The following is a 16,341-nucleotide window of genomic DNA, read 5'->3' on the forward strand; positions in this document are numbered from 1 at the left end:
CGTGCCCTCCCCCATCATCGAATTGCGGCGCGTGCGGCGCGAATACCAATCGGGCGACCGCACTATCGCGGTGTTGCAGGATGTCGATCTGTCGATAACCGAAGGCGAGATGGTTGCCATCGTCGGGCCTTCCGGCTCCGGAAAATCGACCTTGATGAATATCATCGGCCTGCTCGATCGCCCCACTGGCGGCACCTACGCGATCGCTGGCGTGCATACGCATAGCCTCGACAGCGATGCCCTGTCCCGGCTGCGGCGAGAACATTTCGGTTTTATCTTTCAGCGCTACCATCTGCTGTCGGAATTGACGGCAATCGGCAATATCGAGGTACCGGCGATCTATGCCGGACGGCCGAGCGAGACGAGACGTGAACGTGCTATCGCCCTGCTTGAACGTCTCGGCATGGGCGAGCGCGGCAGCCATCGGCCGGGCCAGCTTTCCGGCGGCCAACAGCAGCGCGTCTCTATTGCGCGTGCCTTGATGAACAATGGCAATGTCATTCTGGCCGACGAGCCGACCGGCGCGCTCGATCGGCAGAGCGGCGAAGAGGTGCTACGCATTCTCGGCGAGCTGCATGCCGACGGGCATACGGTCGTCATCGTCACTCACGACATGAATGTCGCTTCGCGCGCCGACCGTATGATCGAAATTTCCGATGGTCGCATAGTCGCCGACCGACGGACGCGAAACGAAACGGCGGAACCCCAAGCCTCCCTTGCCGAGACCCGCGCCGGCAAGTCGGGCTGGGGTGAAATGACGGGTCGGCTACTCGAAGCGTTCCGGATGGCGATGCTTGCACTGCAAGCACATCGGCTGCGTACCTTTCTGACCATGCTGGGAATCATTATCGGCATTGCGTCGGTCGTCAGCGTCATAGCGCTTGGCGAGGGATCGCAGCGAAAGGTTCTGGCAAATATCAACAGCCTCGGCACGAACACGCTGGAGATCTTTCCCGGCAAGAGCTTCGGCGATACCCGGTCCGGACGCATAAAAACCTTGGTGGTTGCTGATGCCGATGCACTGGCAAAACTCACCTATGTCGCCGCCGTCACGCCGACCGTGTCCACCAGCAATACGGTGCGCTTCGGTGCGACGGAGGCGAATGCTTTGATCAACGGCGTCGGCGACGCGTATTTTTCCGTGAAAGGATCAAAACTGGTCGCGGGCCAGCTGTTTGATTCCGACGGCGTCCGAGGAATGACGCAGGATGCGGTGATCGATCAAAACACCGCGACGGCGCTGTTTGCGGACAAAGGCCTCAGCCCGATCGGGCAGACGATCTTCGTTGGCAAGGTCCCCGTGCGCGTCATCGGTGTTATCGCCGCGCAGCAGGGAGGCTTCGGCTCCAGCGACAATCTTTCGGTCTACCTTCCCTATACCGGCGTACAAGCCCGCTTCCTTGGCGACATGTCGTTGCGCAGCGTCACCGTACGTGTTGCTGACGACGCCGATAGCTCGACAGCCGAGGCGGCGGTGACGCAATTTCTGGAACGTCGCCATGGCACCAGGGATTTCTTCATCCTCAATACCGACGATATCCGTCAGACAATCACGAGCACCATTCGGACGATGACTCTGCTTATCTCGTCCATCGCCGTCATCTCGCTGCTGGTCGGCGGCATCGGCGTCATGAACATCATGCTCGTCTCGGTATCCGAACGCGTTGCCGAAATCGGCGTGCGCATGGCAGTCGGTGCAAGACGCCAGGACATCCTGCAGCAATTTCTCATTGAAGCCGTGCTGGTTTGTCTGCTCGGCGGCGCCTTGGGCATTGCAACGGCACTTGGCTTCGGTGCCGCGTTCAATTATTTTGGATCCAATTTTACTTTGGTCTATTCGGCGGGTTCAATCATCCTCGCCTTCACCTGCTCCTGCGCCATCGGCCTTACGTTCGGCTACCTGCCGGCGCGCAACGCGTCGTTGCTCGATCCCGTGGCGGCACTCTCAAGAGACTGATTATTCTGGATAAAATCGCGGTGGCGTTGCCGGAAAGCAATCCGGCTTCGCCATTCGTGTTGGGGGCGTCATGGCGAAGCCGGGTATGCGGGGCGATCAAAGCCTGCTCGAGCCAAGCTGCTGATCGACAACAATTTTACATTAGTTGGCGCTCAGAACATTTCCGAATGTTGCTGAAAGAGGGCATTTTGACGAATTTTGGTGTCTCGGCTTTTCTATCGGGAAAACATTATTTGGTAAGTTCTATGAGCTTACTGCAAATACTGTCGTTCATAGAATTTTCGAAAATCCTACGCAAGTAAATCCTGTTTTGAGGCAAAATTCGGATCGTTACCCGACCGCTACCTTGGAGCGTGGCCGAATCTGCATGCCGCTAATCCGTTCGGTCTTTTTTGCTCGGTCAGCCTGCGGCCTTCGCTTCGGCGCTCTTGAATGACACGACTTGCTCCAGCCCCCGCGGCTGGCGGTTTCGCACGGTGATTTCGCCCTCGAATCGGGTGACGATTTCGCGCGCAATAGCCATGCCGAGGCCAGCGCCGGGGAAGGATCTTTGCCTTGCGATATCGATTCGGAAAAAGGGTTCGAACACCTGATCCAATCGATCCTCGGGGATGCCGGGACCGGTATCGATAATCCTCACGACGGCCCGGTTGCCAAGATGCGTGACCGTCACCGTCGCCGACTGGCCATGTGTCGCGGCATTGATGAGCAGGTTGCGCAACGCGCGTGTAACCGCCAGCGGCCCCGCGCAGATCGTCGCCTGCTCCAGATCGCCGCTCTTGACGTTCATGTCGATCGCCTTCAGTTCAGTGACGATACCTTCGACGATCCTGTCGAGCCGCACCTGTTCCAGGCTGTCCTTGGAAATCTCTTCGCGAACGAGGCCGATGGCGCTATCGGCGATCCTGTCCAGCTCCTCCAGATCGGCAAGCCATTTGCGCCGCTCGTCCTCGTCCCGGATGAACTCGGCACGCAACCGCATTCGGGTCATCGGCGTTCGCAGATCGTGTCCAGCGGCGGCAACAAGCCGCATCCTGCTTTCCGTGGCAGCCTTCACTCTCGCGGAAAGGCCGTTGAGCGCTTGCGCGGTGGCGCGAATTTCGCCCGGGCCGCTTTCGGGTATGTGCGGTAGCGTGCCGTCGGGATTGACTGCCGCCACCGCCTGTTCCAACAGACGCAGCGGCTTCATGATCTTGGAAGCTGCAAAGATCGAAACGAGCACGCTGCCGATGATGATGAGGCCGAGCCAGCCCACAAGAACCTTCCAGCCGTCCGGAGGCGGGCCGTGCGGCCCCATCGGCATGACCAGCCAGTTGCCGTCGGAGAGCTTCAAGGACGCGATCAACCCGCCCGTCGATTGGCGCGATATGATTGCCTCGCGCATTCCGGAAATGCGAAGCAGCGCCTCGGTGAGAAAGTGGGAGAGCTCTTCGTCAGTCGGGCCGCCGGCTGGCATGGGAGCAACGATCAGCCCTGCCGATTCCGCCATGGCGCGATCCTTCTCCGCGAAGGTCGCGAGAACGGCAAGCTGCCGGGCCGTCCCATCAATCGTCATGTCCGGTCGCGGCCCTCGCATGACAAGGCTTGCCACGAAGGACGACGAAATGACGACCAGGACGATGGCCGTCAGCAGGAGTAGTGCCAGGCGCGCACCAAGTGACCTCATGAATCGCCTTTGATAGCCGTTACCGGGACGACGAGCTGATAGCCGCCGTTGCGGATCGTTCTGAAAATGGGATCTTCCGTCGTTTCTCCCAGCTTGCGACGAAGCCGGCTCATCAGGACGTCGATCGAGCGATCGGCGGGGTCGCGATCGCGCCCCTGCGTCAGGTCGAGCAGCTGATCGCGCGACAGCAGCCGGCCGGCGCGCTCAAGGAACGCCTTGAGAAGATCGAATTCGGCACCCGTCAGCGCGATTACCTCGCCATTGTCTCGGCTCACCCGGCGAAGCTGCGGATCAAGCACCATATCCGCGAACTGATAGCGTCTTTGCTCAGGCTCTACCGAAGAATCCTCGTTCGTGCGACGCAGCACGGCGCGAATGCGCGCCGCCAGCTCGCGCGGATTGAACGGTTTACCGAGATAATCATCAGCGCCGATCTCAAGACCGAGGATACGATCTATGTCCTCCTTCAAGGCTGTCAGCAGAATGACGGGAACCCGCGGACGGCGGTTTCGCAAGTCACGGCAAAGATCAAGGCCGGATCCATCGGGAAGCATGACATCCAGCACCAGCAGGTCGGGATGGCGGCGGTTCAGCGCGTCGTTGCATCCGCGAAGGTCGCTCGCCGTCGACACACGGAACCCCTGCTCCTCGAGATACCGGCTCAGGAGCGAACGTATCTCGTGGTCATCATCGACGATCAGAATATCCGGTGTGGCGCTGGCGTTCATAGGCTTCATTCCGTTTTCTCAACCCTTATACAAACTATCAATCCTCTGAGAAGAAGCGTTTTTGCGGCGCCAATACGGAATTTTCAGCGCGGGAAACGTTGGTTTACAAAATTCCTGGAGCCGGAAATATTGAGCAACAAAATAATGTTCGGCACAGCAAAACCAGCCGGCAATCTAAATGCGCGTCGCCGCCGAATGCATGTTCTAGCTTCCACGACGCATGAAGCCAGCGCTGTGGTCGGATCAGGCAGCTCGCTACCATTCGACGCTCCAGACGGAAGCGGCTCATAACTGAAGAGGAAGATGCTCGAAATATCTGTACGGGTATCCTGAAGTCCTCCCGTGCGCCGCCGCGTTTGCGATGGTCAGATGCTGTCGCTAAAGGGTACTTCGCCATTCTGCCCCGACGCGCCGGGGAGCGCGTAGGTGGTCGGCTCGCGCACGACAGTGCCCACGTTCTCATGCCGCAATCTTACGTTGTCGCGCGGGTTCCGGACAATCGCGGCAACGGCGATCCTTAGGCCGAGATCACGGGCGCCTTCGCAGAAATAAGCCGCCAGCCCCCCGACCGCGGGGCACTTCTGTTCATTGCCGGTAGATATCATGCCGACAAGCGCAAATGGCGGCACGATACGCGCCGCTGCTGCCTCGGACATGCGGTTGGCCTTCGGTTTGGCCTCAGAAAATGCACAGCCCCTAGGAACGCAGGCGAGAACGCACAATCGTCCGACCTTCCGCGGCATCGACAATTCTGAGCGGCATGGAGTAGTTTTGATGAGGCATCATTGCTCTGACCACTACGCCGTTTCGGCATCGTCACTGCGCTCCCGGGTAAACCGAAGGATCGATGAAGGGCTGGAACCGTAGGCATGCTTGTAAAGAACGGAGAACCGCCCGGGATTGGAAAACTGCAGGCTCATAGCGAGATCGGTGATACTGTCGGTCTGGCCGCCCTTGATGGCGCCGTGAGCCGCGGCCAGCCGATAGTTGCACAAGATTCCCATCGGCGTGTCGCCCCGATAGGTCTTGAACATGCGTTGCAGTGCACGCGGGCTGCAGCTCGCGGCATGGGCGAGATCTTCCAGCATGATCGCGTTGTGCAGATTGTCGCGCATGAAGGCCTCTGCCCTCAGAAGCTGGCGCGGCGCGCTTTCCAATGTTCCGCGATGAAAAGCGTCGGAAAGATTGTGCGGAAGCTTCGTAAACAGCTTGACTAGAAGAAGCTCGCTATAGGCCTTTGCGAGCATCACCCTTTCGACCGGGCGAGCGGTCATGAGATCTTTTTCGGCCTGGCGGAGTGTTTGGTATAGCCCCTGCGCACCGCCCTGACGGAAGCTTACCGGCGCTAGGGCGAATTCCTGCACATAGGGCTTGCCCGTCAATTCCTCGAAGTGCTGCCTGATAACCGGTTCCGGAATTTGAAATAGCAGCCAAGAGCTCCGTGGCTTTATCTCCAGCCGCTTGCCGGCGCGGTCGCTGATGCTGGCGACATTATTGATGGGAATGCGCAATGATTTCTGCATCCGTCTGTGATTAATTTCTAACTCGCCTGCCAGAACGAATATGATGCTGACACGCGATACGTCCTGCTTCGCAATAGCTTCCAGGCCGGCGGAGTGCTGCGCACTTATGATGAACGTCGATTGAACGGGCTGCTTGCTGAATTTAAAGGAATAATCGCCACTGGATTCCGACGGAACACTCCACTTCCAGTTTGGTTCAAGCAAGTCGAGATTGCGAACAATTGCAGCACGAGAATAGACCTCAAAGGTGCCAACGCATTGTTCGGCAACTCTTTCCAACGTCGCCATCCGCTATCCTACTCAAAATCTCAGATTGCATAGTCGCAACCGCCGCCACATGATTTTTTCGAGGCCAAATTGCTTCAAGACTTCTTTATGAGGCCTCCATGCTCTTGCCCGTTTGATCATTCAAATCACCCCGATAATAACTTATAGTTGAATTCGTTAATATTAAATTAGCATGGTAAATTTTAGCCATACAGTACAGATGATGACGGCGTTATACAGATTGCTCACACCTTCGTATGCTTACTCTCGACCGTCTTCGGGCACGAGGCCATCAAACAAAATGTCTTTGCCAATATTGCCATCACCCCAGCGAAGCACTACCATTGCTTGCAGATGTAGTTACTAATCTATGCGTCGCGATAGCCGGATGATGAGCGTAATCGGATATTTGTCGTTCGTCGCCAAAAGACGTGAGGAGAATGGCCCCGATTTTAAAAGCAATTAGAAGGCGAGATAATTTCGCTTGTCTTAATTTATCATATGCTTTGACCGGGCGGACCGATAGGGTTTGAGATTTAACGGCATTGTTTCGATGGTCGACGCGAAGATGCGACGATGCTCGATCTGTCAGCTTCCGATACTGTCTCATTTGCGCAACCGGCGGGCGGCGTTTGTCATCGGTACGCGAACAAGTCAACCAAAAAAGCAAATCGACCTGCAATGCAGAGTGGATCCGAAACGCCGCTTCCATGTCATCGAAAACGCGGCCCCAGCCTGTTTTTAGGACAAGCGCAGGCTTGCACTAATCACCAATCACATTGAGGTTACGTCGGACGACTATCATCGAAAGATCGTTGCGTATAACGAAGTGCTCTTCGAAGGAGGCAGGTGGAATCGCTTTTCGCCGACGGAAAGCACCTCGTCGATGAGATAGCAGTCGAAATCGATGGCAAGTGACATGCCGAAGGCCAGTCGCGCCCGGATGCCGGACGAGTATGCTCGGTGGGCATGCGCGGATGGCAACCAAGCTCGCTGAAATACTCTATCAGATCGCGATTTCGTCGAATGGCTTATCGCAGATCAGTTACAGGAAGCGCATCCGGTCAAAGCCCGTCATTGAGCCACCGAACCCGCCGCTCAATGCAGTCGGACATGACATCGACATGTTGCGTACGACTTTGCCTCATGCCCGGCTCGTCTATGCCTGCGATCATCCGCGCGAGCGACGATCTGCCCGCGCCGTTATGACTAAGAACAGCGATCTTCTCCCCACGGCCGATCTTAAAGTCACACCGTCAAGATCGCGGCGCATGCGCCCGTTCACTTCATACTCCTTGACAAGATCGAATACGCCGACAATGCCATCTTCGAGCTTGGGCGCCTCGGCTTCAAGACCGGGACTGCCGATGGCGCGAATCGCGCGAGACCGAACGCAAGATAGGTCATTGCTGAGCCGCGTGCTCATAAACCTGGATGAACGAAGAAGCGTACGACGCCGGGCGAGTACACCGTCACCAACGTGAAGAAATCGCCGAATCCTTGTTATTCTCGATAGGGCTCATATGGGACCATCAATATCTCGAAGAATGATCGGAGCGATTCAATAGCCGTCTTGTCGGAGCTTCACACCTGGATTCTAGGCTGTTGCCTGCTTCAATTGCGGCTTTCCAAAGTCGGGCGCAATCAGATCTCCCGCGTCGTTTCCCGTATGGACGATACGTCGGTGGCAGGTCACATCTTTGCAACTATCGCAACCGCCAAATTGCGATGGTCGGGAGGTTCGATCGCCTGCATCGTGCAACGGTCGGACCTCCTCGTATCCTCAAGACCTCTGCTCAATCGTCTCTTTGGCGGAACTCCAAAGATTGACGAATGGACTATAGCCGGCAGAAAGACGGCGGATTGCTCTTCGTTCAGAGTGTCATTGAGCCGCTAACCACCTTGGCGGCCGCGATGAATGCAAATCGGACCTGCGGCTGCGACGCCCTGCCCTTGACGTTGACAATCCAAGCCTGGAGCGCGTCTCGAACGCCTCTCCGTGACGCACCGGCCATTGTATCGGCAGATATTCCACAGCGTGGCTGACGGGATCGACAATCTGAACTTCGCCATCGTCGTCGATGACTGATTTTGACCGGCTCGAACACAACGCTTCGGAGATTGTCGGAATCCCCCCTGGAGAAATCCCGCCGTTCCTGAACGGTAGTTCAGTCAAGCCCTGCGCATCTTCGCTTCCTGACCAGCTGGGTCAGCAACGTCATGTCGCGAGCGGGATCATCTGACTACGCCAGAACGCAGATGGGAGGAGCTCGATAAAAATGGGCATCCCCCTGCGCGATGTCATGCGTAGCCATATTGGAACGAACGAGCGCCGCTTTTCTGCGGGAGAAATCGAAGGGGCGCACCGAAGTGCGCCGCTTGTTCAGACGATGAAAAAAGTCGAGGGTGGGATCTGCAACGCGGTGGCAATGCGGCGAAGTTTTGCCGGATCAGCCTCCGCGCCGGCCTCGATTTCAATGATTTCCTCACTGGTGAGGCCACAGGTTTCAGACAGATCGTCAACCGTATAACCGATGGTTTCACGCGCCTGCCGCACGGCAGCTGCGATTTCGCCATGGGGAACGGTAGAAGCCTTTGAACTATCGATATTATTCGGAGTAATGGACATGAAATTTCTCCTTCCAGAGTCCGCCGGCCAGCTCGTTGCCGGGTGAAGGCAGCTATTGCAGCCATGAGGCATATCGACCTAAACAGACGCGGCCGAACGCTGGGTCAATATAGGCATCAATGCGGCAAGGGCAAGCATGGAAGCGCATAGCTGCCCATCGCCTGGCTCTCGGCTCATGTCGTATTTTAATATTCAGTGATATCGCCGCACGCCACGGTTACAAAATGGCCGAGCGCTACCGCGGACCATTCTCGCGATCGTTCACCGTCACGAGATATGGAAGGAGAGCCCGTACCACCCGCCCAGGCAAAGTTACTTCTTGGCCCTTGCCTTGCGTATCTTCCGTTCGGCCTCGATCAGAAGGCCCTTGAGTTCCGGTTCGCGCACACGATTGGCCGCTTCGATGAAGGAGACCCATTCGACGCGGCGCTGGCCTCGCTCCGGGAAATCCTGAAGCATCTGATCGACCTCAAGTAGATGCAGCCCGACGATACAGGGAACGCGATTGCCGTCGGCAAGCTGCTTCAGATAGGTGAAATAGCCAAAAGGCTTCTTCTTCACTTTTCCGCGCACGCCAGCCTCCTCATAGGCCTCTATGGCTGCGACTTCATGCGGCTTCTTGCCCTTGATCGGCCAGCCCTTCGGGACAACCCAGCGCCCGCTTTCCCGGCTGGTGACGACGAGCACCTCAGCATCGTCGCGTTCAGCTTCTTTCCTGTAGCAGATCGCAGCATATTGTTCGTAAACGCGGCCGTGAAGCAACGCATCCGTATGGGACGCAAGTTCGGACAGGAAACTTTCCGAACGCCTCAAGACCTTATGCTGCGTTGACATTGAAGACGCCATGCGCGGTTACCCGCGATAAGGTCGATAGAGGCAAATCCACCCAAAGGCCGGCTGGCGTGCGCCCACAAAATACGACACGCTGCCCTCCTGTCCTGCGGCTCTGCCGAAATTCACAATTGTCAATACGATGCTGTGAGCCGTTGCGGTGACAGTTTTATGAAGCCTGCTGTTGATGAGGACAGTTGCATGGGTTGTAGCCGGCGATACACGAAACTGTGACCGCCCAGGGTGCCGAACAGAAAACGGCCCCGCATGGGGGCCGTTTCGTTCTTGGGAGGATGAAGCGAAACCTACTCGGCCGCCTGCAAGGCAGGCGCCTCGATTTCCTCGCTCAATTGCCCCGCCATGGCGGCGGCAAACTTGGTCTGGTCGAGTTCGTTTTCCCAGCGGGCGACGACGATCGTCGCAACCGCATTGCCGACGAAGTTCGTCAGAGCGCGGCATTCCGACATGAAACGATCGATCCCGAGGATCAGCGCCATGCCGGCGATCGGCACTGAAGGCACGACGGCAAGGGTAGCGGCAAGCGTGATGAAGCCCGCACCGGTGATGCCGGCGGCACCCTTGGAGCTCAGCATGGCCACGAGCAGCAGCAGGATCTGGTCCGCGAGCGACAGCGGCGTGTCGGTTGCCTGGGCGATGAATAATGCCGCCAGCGTCATATAGATGTTGGTGCCGTCGAGATTGAAGGAATAGCCCGTCGGGATGACAAGGCCGACGACCGAACGCTTGCAGCCCGCCCGTTCCATCTTGTTCATCAGGCCCGGCAGCGCGGCCTCCGACGACGAGGTGCCGAGCACGAGCAGCAGCTCTTCCTTGATGTAGCGGATCAGCGCCAGGATCGAGAAGCCGTTATAGCGGGCAACGGCGCCGAGCACGACCAGTACGAACAGAAGCGACGTGGCGTAGAAGGTGCCGATCAGGAAGGCCAGGTTGGCGATGGTGCCGATGCCGTACTTGCCGATGGTGAAGGCCATGGCGCCGAAGGCACCGATCGGCGCGAACTTCATCAATATGGCAACCATGCGGAAGATCGGCGTGGTCAACGCCTGCAGGAAGTCGACGACCGGGCGACCGCGTTCGCCGGCAGCGCCGAGCGCGATACCGAAGACCACCGAGAAGAACAGGACCTGTAGAATATCGCCTTTGGCGAAAGCGCCGACGATCGTATCCGGAATGATGTTCATCAGGAAGCCGACGACCGTCGCATCATGGGCCTGCGCCGCATAATTGGTGACGGCCTTCGTATCCAACGTCGCCGGATTGATATGCATGCCGGCGCCCGGCTGCACGACGTTCGAGACGATAAGGCCGACGATCAGCGCCAGGGTCGAGAACGTCAGGAAGTAGATGAACGCCTTGCCGACGACGCGGCCGAATTTCTTGAGATCCGACATGCCTGCGATGCCCGTCGTGACGGTCAGGAAGATGACCGGCGCGATGACCATGCGCACGAGCTTGATGAAGGCATCGCCGAGCGGCTGCAGCGATGCGCCGAGCTGCGGATAATAGTGGCCAAGCAGGATGCCGGCGGCAATGGCGGTCAGGACCTGCACATAGAGATGCCGGTAAAAGGGAAGTTTGCCGCGCGTTTCGGCGGCAGCGATGGGAGCAATCATGATGTCCTCCATTAAGCCCAACCGATCTCTCGGCCCTCCGGGCGACGACTACAATTCAACAGCCTCCGACTGTTCCGCTTGGCTTTGCAACGAGCGTGCCAATTAAGGGGGATGGATTTAACTACTTGATTTCATGACATCTATAAAATCGGCGAGAGAGCCTGCCGCACAGAATGTGCGACAATCCGCACAGATTGATTTGCGATGCGCGCGAAAACATGCACAATATGGCGATGCTACAGCGCGCGCCCACAGACCGACTTTTGACGCCGGAGCAACTGAGCCGGCGCTCCCGCCGGGTTTGGTTGGCGTTCGCGTTCCTCTGCGCAGCCGTCATTGCGGCTGCCCTTTGTGGCGCAAGCTTCTATGGCCGCATCTCCGCGATCGAGACACTGCAGAGGCAGGGGCATACGGATGCCAATCTCAAGGTCGCACTTTTGCGGGCAGTCCTCGAACGCCCGCGCGCCTTGCCGCTATTGCTGGCGGACGATCAGCAGGTGCGTGATGCTCTTGCGGGGCGACGGATCGACGATATCGTCGCCCTGGATCGCAAGCTGGAGAGCCTGGTTTCGGGGACAAGTGCCTCGGTGCTCTATGTCACCGGCAGGGACGGCGTTGCGATGGCGTCCAGCAACTGGCGCGAACCCTTGAGCTTCGTCGGCAACGACTATTCTTTCCGCGACTACTTCCGTAGGGCTATGGAAGACGGCACCGCCGAGCATTATGCGCTTGGTACCGTCAGTAACCGCCCCGGTCTCTATATTTCGCGCCGCGTCGGCGATGCTGGTTCAGCTTTGGGTGTCGTCGTGGTGAAGATGGAGTTCGATCAGCTGGAGGCCGACTGGAGCGAGACCGGTCGTCCTGCTTATGTGACCGACGAACGCGGCGTCATCCTCATCACCAGCCTGCCTTCATGGCGCTTCATGACGACGACGGCGCTGGGCCGAGAAGAAGCGGCAGCCATTCGCAAGAGCCTGCAGTTCGGCGCCGCTCCGCTGTCGCCGCTGCCGGTCAGCCGCCCAGAGACCGTAGGCCCGGATGCGACCATCGTCCGCGCCGTCCTGCCCGGCAGCAGCGCAGCTGAATATTTGCGGCTGACGACAGCAATCCCTTCGACGCCCTGGCAGCTCGGCTATCTCATTCCGACGGATCAGGCGATTGCGTCTTCCGTGCGCGAGACGCGTTTCCTTACCTTGACCGTCCTGCTGCCGATCCTTGCCTTCGCCGCCTTCCTGTTGCGTCGCCGCGATGTCTCCATCATGCAGATCGCCGTCAGCAGGATCGCCCGCGAAGAGCTGGAGCGCCGTGTTCTGGAACGCACCGAGGATCTCAGCCAGGCCCGCGATCGGCTGGAGGCGGAGATCGCCGACCATCGGGCGACAGAGGCCAAGCTGCAGGGCGTGCAGCAGGATCTCGTGCAGGCCAACCGCCTCGCCATTCTCGGTCAGGTCGCCGCCGGCGTCGCTCACGAGATCAACCAGCCCGTCGCGACGATCCGTGCCTATGCCGAGAATGCGCATATCTTCCTCGATAGGCGGCAGACGGAGCCGGTCAAGGACAATCTGTCCGCGATCACGGCGCTGACCGAGCGCATCGGCACGATCACCGAAGAACTGAAGGCCTTTGGCCGCAAGGGAAGAACGGCACCCGAACCGGTGGACATCAGAAGCGCGATCGAAGGGGCGGTCGTGCTACTCAGAAGCCGGTTTGCCGGCCGTCTCGACGCGCTGAAGATCGATCTGCCGCCGACAGGTCTCCTCGTCGTCGGCACGCGCATCCGGCTTGAGCAGGTGCTGATCAATCTTTTCCAGAATGCACTGGAAGCTCTGGAGGGCCGGGAGCGGGCCAAAGTCGAGGTTTCGGTGCGCGAAACCTCCGACGATATCGAGATCGTCGTCTCGGATAACGGGCCGGGCATTCCCGCTGCAATCCTCGACCAACTGTTTACGCCCTTCAATACATCCAAGGAAAAGGGCCTGGGTCTCGGTCTTGTCATTTCCAAGGACATCGTCATCGACTACGGCGGCCGGATCGATGTCGAGAGCAATGACAATGGCACCCGCTTCACCATCCATTTGCGCAAGGCCACAGCATGAACGAACTTCCCCCCGTCTTCCTCATCGATGATGACAAGGATCTCCTGAAGGCCACGAAACAGACGCTCGAACTTGCAGGCTTTGCCGTCTCCGCCTTTTCGGCGGCGACCGATGCCCTCAATGCCCTGTATCCCGGCTTTGCCGGGGTCGTCGTCTCCGATATCCGCATGCCACAGATGGACGGACAGCAGCTCTTTGCCCGCATCAAGGGGTTCGACGCCGATATGCCTGTTATCCTGATGACGGGTCATGGCGATATACCGATGGCGGTGCAGGCGATCCAGGATGGCGCCTATGATTTCATCGCCAAGCCTTTCGCCACGGATCGATTGGTGCAGAGCGTGCGGCGCGCAACGGAGAAGCGGCGGCTCGTTCTGGAAAACCGCGCGCTCCGGCAGGCCGCCGAACAAGCCCAGGGCGATCTGCCACTGATCGGCCAGACGCCGGCGATCGAGCGCCTGCGTCACACCTTGCGGCAGATCGCCGATACGGATGTGGACGTGCTGGTGACAGGCGAAACGGGCAGCGGCAAGGAAGTGGTGGCCAGCCTGCTGCATCGCTGGAGCCGCCGCGCCAAGGGCAATTTCGTTGCGCTGAATTGCGGCGCCCTGCCCGAAACCGTGATCGAGAGCGAGCTCTTCGGCCACGAACCGGGCGCCTTCACCGGTGCGCAGAAGAAGCGCATCGGGCGCATCGAGCACTCGAGCGCGGGAACGCTGTTTCTCGACGAAATCGAAAGCATGCCGCCGGCGATCCAGGTGCAGATGCTGCGGGTGCTGGAAATGCGCGAGGTGACGCCGCTTGGGACGAACGAAGTCCGCCCCGTCGACCTGCGCGTCGTCGCGGCCGCCAAGGTCGATCTCAGTGATCCGGGCCAGCGCGGTGATTTTCGCGAAGACCTCTATTATCGTCTCAACGTCGTCACGCTTTCCATCCCGCCGCTGCGGGAACGGCGCGACGATATCCCCCTGCTCTTCGGTTATTTCGCCGAACGCGCCGCCGGCCGCTTCAAGCGCGACGTGCCGGCCGTTACGGCCACCGTGCGCCGTCATCTGCAGCAGCACGAATGGCCGGGCAATGTTCGCGAACTCTCGCATTTCGCCGAACGCTTCGTGCTTGGACTGGAGGCGGATGTCCTGCCGAAATTCGGCGACGCGGCTGCGCTCGAGGCAGGGCTTTCACTGCCCGTTCGCGTGGAACGCTACGAGGCAGAACTCATCCGCGAGACCCTGCAGCAAAACAATGGCGATGTGCGCCGGACCATCGAGGCACTGGGCATTCCGAGGAAGACTTTCTACGACAAGCTCCAGCGCCACGGGATCGTCAGGGGTGATTTCGCCGGCTTTGACGGCGACGACCGAAGAAGCTGAGGGGATTAAAGAGATGCCGATCTCTAGGCGCTTGCAAGCCTTACGCCGGGCATGGAAGCATGCCGTGCCGCAATCTCCGCGGTCCGGTCGAGCACCAGCATGGCCTGATCAATAACGCTTGCAAGCGCTTCGGCGCTCTTGGCAGCCCGGACAATCAAGGGCGCGCTCAGGCAAATGCGCAGGGCGCTGACTGGCATCTCGCCGAAATCTGCGCAACGCACGGGCTGGCCAAGCCGCACGGCGGCGAACCCATCTTCCTCGATGGCCAACTCTTTATAGACGGCTGCGGTCTCGGCCGCGTTTAAGACACCTGCATTGCTGGCGTCGCGCAGATAGAACGAAAAGATCGAAGGGATTTCGTCCCAATGGCGCACAGAGGGCACGGTCCATAGGCAGCGGCGATCAAGGGGACGGCTGTCCAGCAACGCAAAGGCAGGGTCGTTGGCAAGCCGGGCGGTTACCGCTTCAGCGAAGGTGGAAAGACCCGCGGTAACCTGCACTTCCGGAACGGCGACAAAGGATTGCAGCTCGAACAACGCCGCCTTCCAGCGCAACAGCAGGCCGAAATTGGCGCGTTCGGGCAAGGCTTCACGCGCTGCCCAGCCCTCCGGCCACTCGGCCTTGCCGCAATAGTCCGCCAGAGCCGCCGGTAGGCAGCGATGCTTGAAGCGCTCCGATATCTGCGGCGGGCACAAAAGGGCGCCGCTGAAAATCGGTCCGGCAAGAAACTTCGAGCCGGTCAGGGCCACCATGAAGCCATGCGCGAGATAGGCACGGATCGTCGCCGCCGACAGGCGGAACTGGCAGCCATCGATCATGATGTCGAGCGCGTTGCCGAAACGCGCCTTCAGCCGCAGCACGCTTTCCAGGCCCGGCGCTAGAAGGCTGGTCTTCGACACGTCGGTCACGACGAGCAAGCATCGGAGCCTGGCGGCACGGCCGAGCTCGATCAGGCCCCGCAATTCGTCCTCGACTTCGCGGTCGGCGCGAAGGGAGCCATCCTTATTGCGGACGGCGATGGTCGCGTTGCGCGTTGCGTCGCCGGGCCGCAACTCCTCGCCCTTGGCAACGGCGCGATCGCTGCTGACACGGCCCATGAAGTGGCGACCTGCTGAGGCCGTCATGACGCCGCTGCCCGTCTCGTTGCCCATCAACGTGATGGTCATCAAGGCGCAATCATCCTCGCGCGCCAGAAGCGAGGCTGCAAAGAGATGGATGTCCGTGCCCGAAGTCGCGAGGATCGCGTCGACTTGCGGTTGTCCGACGGCCTGATTGAGATCAAGCAGACGCAGCAAATCCGACCGCACTCGTCCAATTTCACGCTCATAGATAGCTGCGGGCGAGCCGGTTTCCATTTCGCCGACCAGACCGGCAAAGTAAGTGTCGATCTCGGCAAAGGCATCGGCGGAAATCGTCGACGCCGTGGAGGAGCCGAAAGCCAGATCGTTTGGACGAGGCGCCGGGCCGTAACCGTACATATTGAGACCGCTGACGGCATCGCAGTCCAACCGCTCGTCGCCACCCGAAATCAGGCACTTCAAGAGCGCTTCTCTCTCCTTGCTTGATTGCTGCGACGGCGCGCCCGCGATGATTTTATTGTCCAGGGCACGGTCACCAGCAATTTGCTGCATGGAAAAGCA

At 59.1% G+C, this 16,341-nt stretch carries 12 protein-coding genes; 3 read left to right on the forward strand and 9 right to left on the reverse strand.

The genetic code is table 11. The features are described from left to right. Position 1 precedes the first annotated feature (1 nt). Positions 2 to 1,957, forward strand: a complete 1,956-nt coding sequence (locus HGP16_RS11680) for a MacB family efflux pump subunit (RefSeq protein WP_168840172.1) — start codon at positions 2 to 4, stop codon at positions 1,955 to 1,957. A 400-nt stretch (positions 1,958 to 2,357) separates the two neighbouring features. On the opposite strand, the gene HGP16_RS11685 is transcribed toward HGP16_RS11680, so the two are convergent. The 8 genes from HGP16_RS11685 to HGP16_RS11720 form a co-directional block, all read right to left on the reverse strand. Next, the gene (locus HGP16_RS11685) at positions 2,358 to 3,623 is read right to left on the reverse strand and encodes an ATP-binding protein (protein ID WP_168840173.1); all 1,266 of its coding nucleotides are present in this window, start codon (positions 3,621 to 3,623) and stop codon (positions 2,358 to 2,360) included. Then, entirely contained in the window at positions 3,620 to 4,351 is a 732-nt protein-coding gene (locus tag HGP16_RS11690; protein ID WP_168840424.1) for a response regulator, read from the reverse strand. Before HGP16_RS11690 ends, HGP16_RS11685 begins: the two co-directional genes overlap by 4 nt. A gap of 365 nt (positions 4,352 to 4,716) precedes the next feature. Beyond that, positions 4,717 to 5,007 (reverse strand): hypothetical protein, encoded by a 291-nt coding sequence (locus HGP16_RS11695; protein ID WP_168840174.1) that lies wholly within the window; start codon positions 5,005 to 5,007, stop codon positions 4,717 to 4,719. A gap of 141 nt (positions 5,008 to 5,148) precedes the next feature. Then, the gene (locus tag HGP16_RS11700) at positions 5,149 to 6,162 is read right to left on the reverse strand and encodes a helix-turn-helix transcriptional regulator (protein ID WP_168840175.1); all 1,014 of its coding nucleotides are present in this window, start codon (positions 6,160 to 6,162) and stop codon (positions 5,149 to 5,151) included. A 1,043-nt stretch (positions 6,163 to 7,205) separates the two neighbouring features. Continuing rightward, positions 7,206 to 7,382, reverse strand: a complete 177-nt coding sequence (locus HGP16_RS34675) for a hypothetical protein (RefSeq protein WP_409526832.1) — start codon at positions 7,380 to 7,382, stop codon at positions 7,206 to 7,208. Positions 7,383 to 8,524: 1,142 nt separating this feature from the next. Continuing rightward, complete coding sequence (locus HGP16_RS11710; RefSeq protein WP_168840176.1) at positions 8,525 to 8,770, reverse strand: helix-turn-helix domain-containing protein; 246 nt, start codon at positions 8,768 to 8,770, stop codon at positions 8,525 to 8,527. Between the two features lie 312 nt (positions 8,771 to 9,082). Continuing rightward, entirely contained in the window at positions 9,083 to 9,604 is a 522-nt protein-coding gene (locus HGP16_RS11715) for an NUDIX hydrolase (protein ID WP_246703469.1), read from the reverse strand. Positions 9,605 to 9,906: 302 nt separating this feature from the next. Next, positions 9,907 to 11,235 (reverse strand): dicarboxylate/amino acid:cation symporter, encoded by a 1,329-nt coding sequence (locus HGP16_RS11720; RefSeq protein WP_168840178.1) that lies wholly within the window; start codon positions 11,233 to 11,235, stop codon positions 9,907 to 9,909. Between the two features lie 233 nt (positions 11,236 to 11,468). Here HGP16_RS11720 and HGP16_RS11725 point away from each other — a divergent pair, with 233 nt between their 5' ends. Both HGP16_RS11725 and HGP16_RS11730 read left to right on the forward strand, forming a co-directional pair. Continuing rightward, positions 11,469 to 13,331 carry an ATP-binding protein gene (locus HGP16_RS11725; protein ID WP_409526833.1) on the forward strand — a complete coding sequence of 621 codons (1,863 nt, stop codon included), beginning with the start codon at positions 11,469 to 11,471 and terminating at the stop codon, positions 13,329 to 13,331. After that, entirely contained in the window at positions 13,328 to 14,701 is a 1,374-nt protein-coding gene (locus HGP16_RS11730; RefSeq protein ID WP_168840180.1) for a sigma-54-dependent transcriptional regulator, read from the forward strand. Before HGP16_RS11725 ends, HGP16_RS11730 begins: the two co-directional genes overlap by 4 nt. A 23-nt stretch (positions 14,702 to 14,724) precedes the next feature. Here the strand turns inward: HGP16_RS11730 and HGP16_RS11735 are convergent, their stop codons facing one another. Then, positions 14,725 to 16,332, reverse strand: coding sequence for a hypothetical protein (locus tag HGP16_RS11735; protein ID WP_168840181.1), 1,608 nt, complete (start codon positions 16,330 to 16,332; stop codon positions 14,725 to 14,727). Positions 16,333 to 16,341: the final 9 nt, after the last annotated feature.

The organism is Rhizobium sp. P40RR-XXII (assembly GCF_012641405.1).
In the GTDB taxonomy this organism is placed as follows: Bacteria; Pseudomonadota; Alphaproteobacteria; order Rhizobiales; family Rhizobiaceae; genus Rhizobium.

Coding starts and splice junctions, on each gene's coding strand:
- HGP16_RS11685 (WP_168840173.1), bottom strand. CDS start 3,623: ATGAGGTCACTTGGTGCGCGCCTGGCACTACTCCTGCTGACGGCCATC.
- HGP16_RS11690 (WP_168840424.1), bottom strand. CDS start 4,351: ATGAACGCCAGCGCCACACCGGATATTCTGATCGTCGATGATGACCAC.
- HGP16_RS11695 (WP_168840174.1), bottom strand. CDS start 5,007: ATGTCCGAGGCAGCAGCGGCGCGTATCGTGCCGCCATTTGCGCTTGTC.
- HGP16_RS11700 (WP_168840175.1), bottom strand. CDS start 6,162: ATGGCGACGTTGGAAAGAGTTGCCGAACAATGCGTTGGCACCTTTGAG.
- HGP16_RS11710 (WP_168840176.1), bottom strand. CDS start 8,770: ATGTCCATTACTCCGAATAATATCGATAGTTCAAAGGCTTCTACCGTT.
- HGP16_RS11715 (WP_246703469.1), bottom strand. CDS start 9,604: ATGTCAACGCAGCATAAGGTCTTGAGGCGTTCGGAAAGTTTCCTGTCC.
- HGP16_RS11720 (WP_168840178.1), bottom strand. CDS start 11,235: ATGATTGCTCCCATCGCTGCCGCCGAAACGCGCGGCAAACTTCCCTTT.
- HGP16_RS11725 (WP_409526833.1), top strand. CDS start 11,469: ATGCTACAGCGCGCGCCCACAGACCGACTTTTGACGCCGGAGCAACTG.
- HGP16_RS11730 (WP_168840180.1), top strand. CDS start 13,328: ATGAACGAACTTCCCCCCGTCTTCCTCATCGATGATGACAAGGATCTC.
- HGP16_RS11735 (WP_168840181.1), bottom strand. CDS start 16,332: ATGCAGCAAATTGCTGGTGACCGTGCCCTGGACAATAAAATCATCGCG.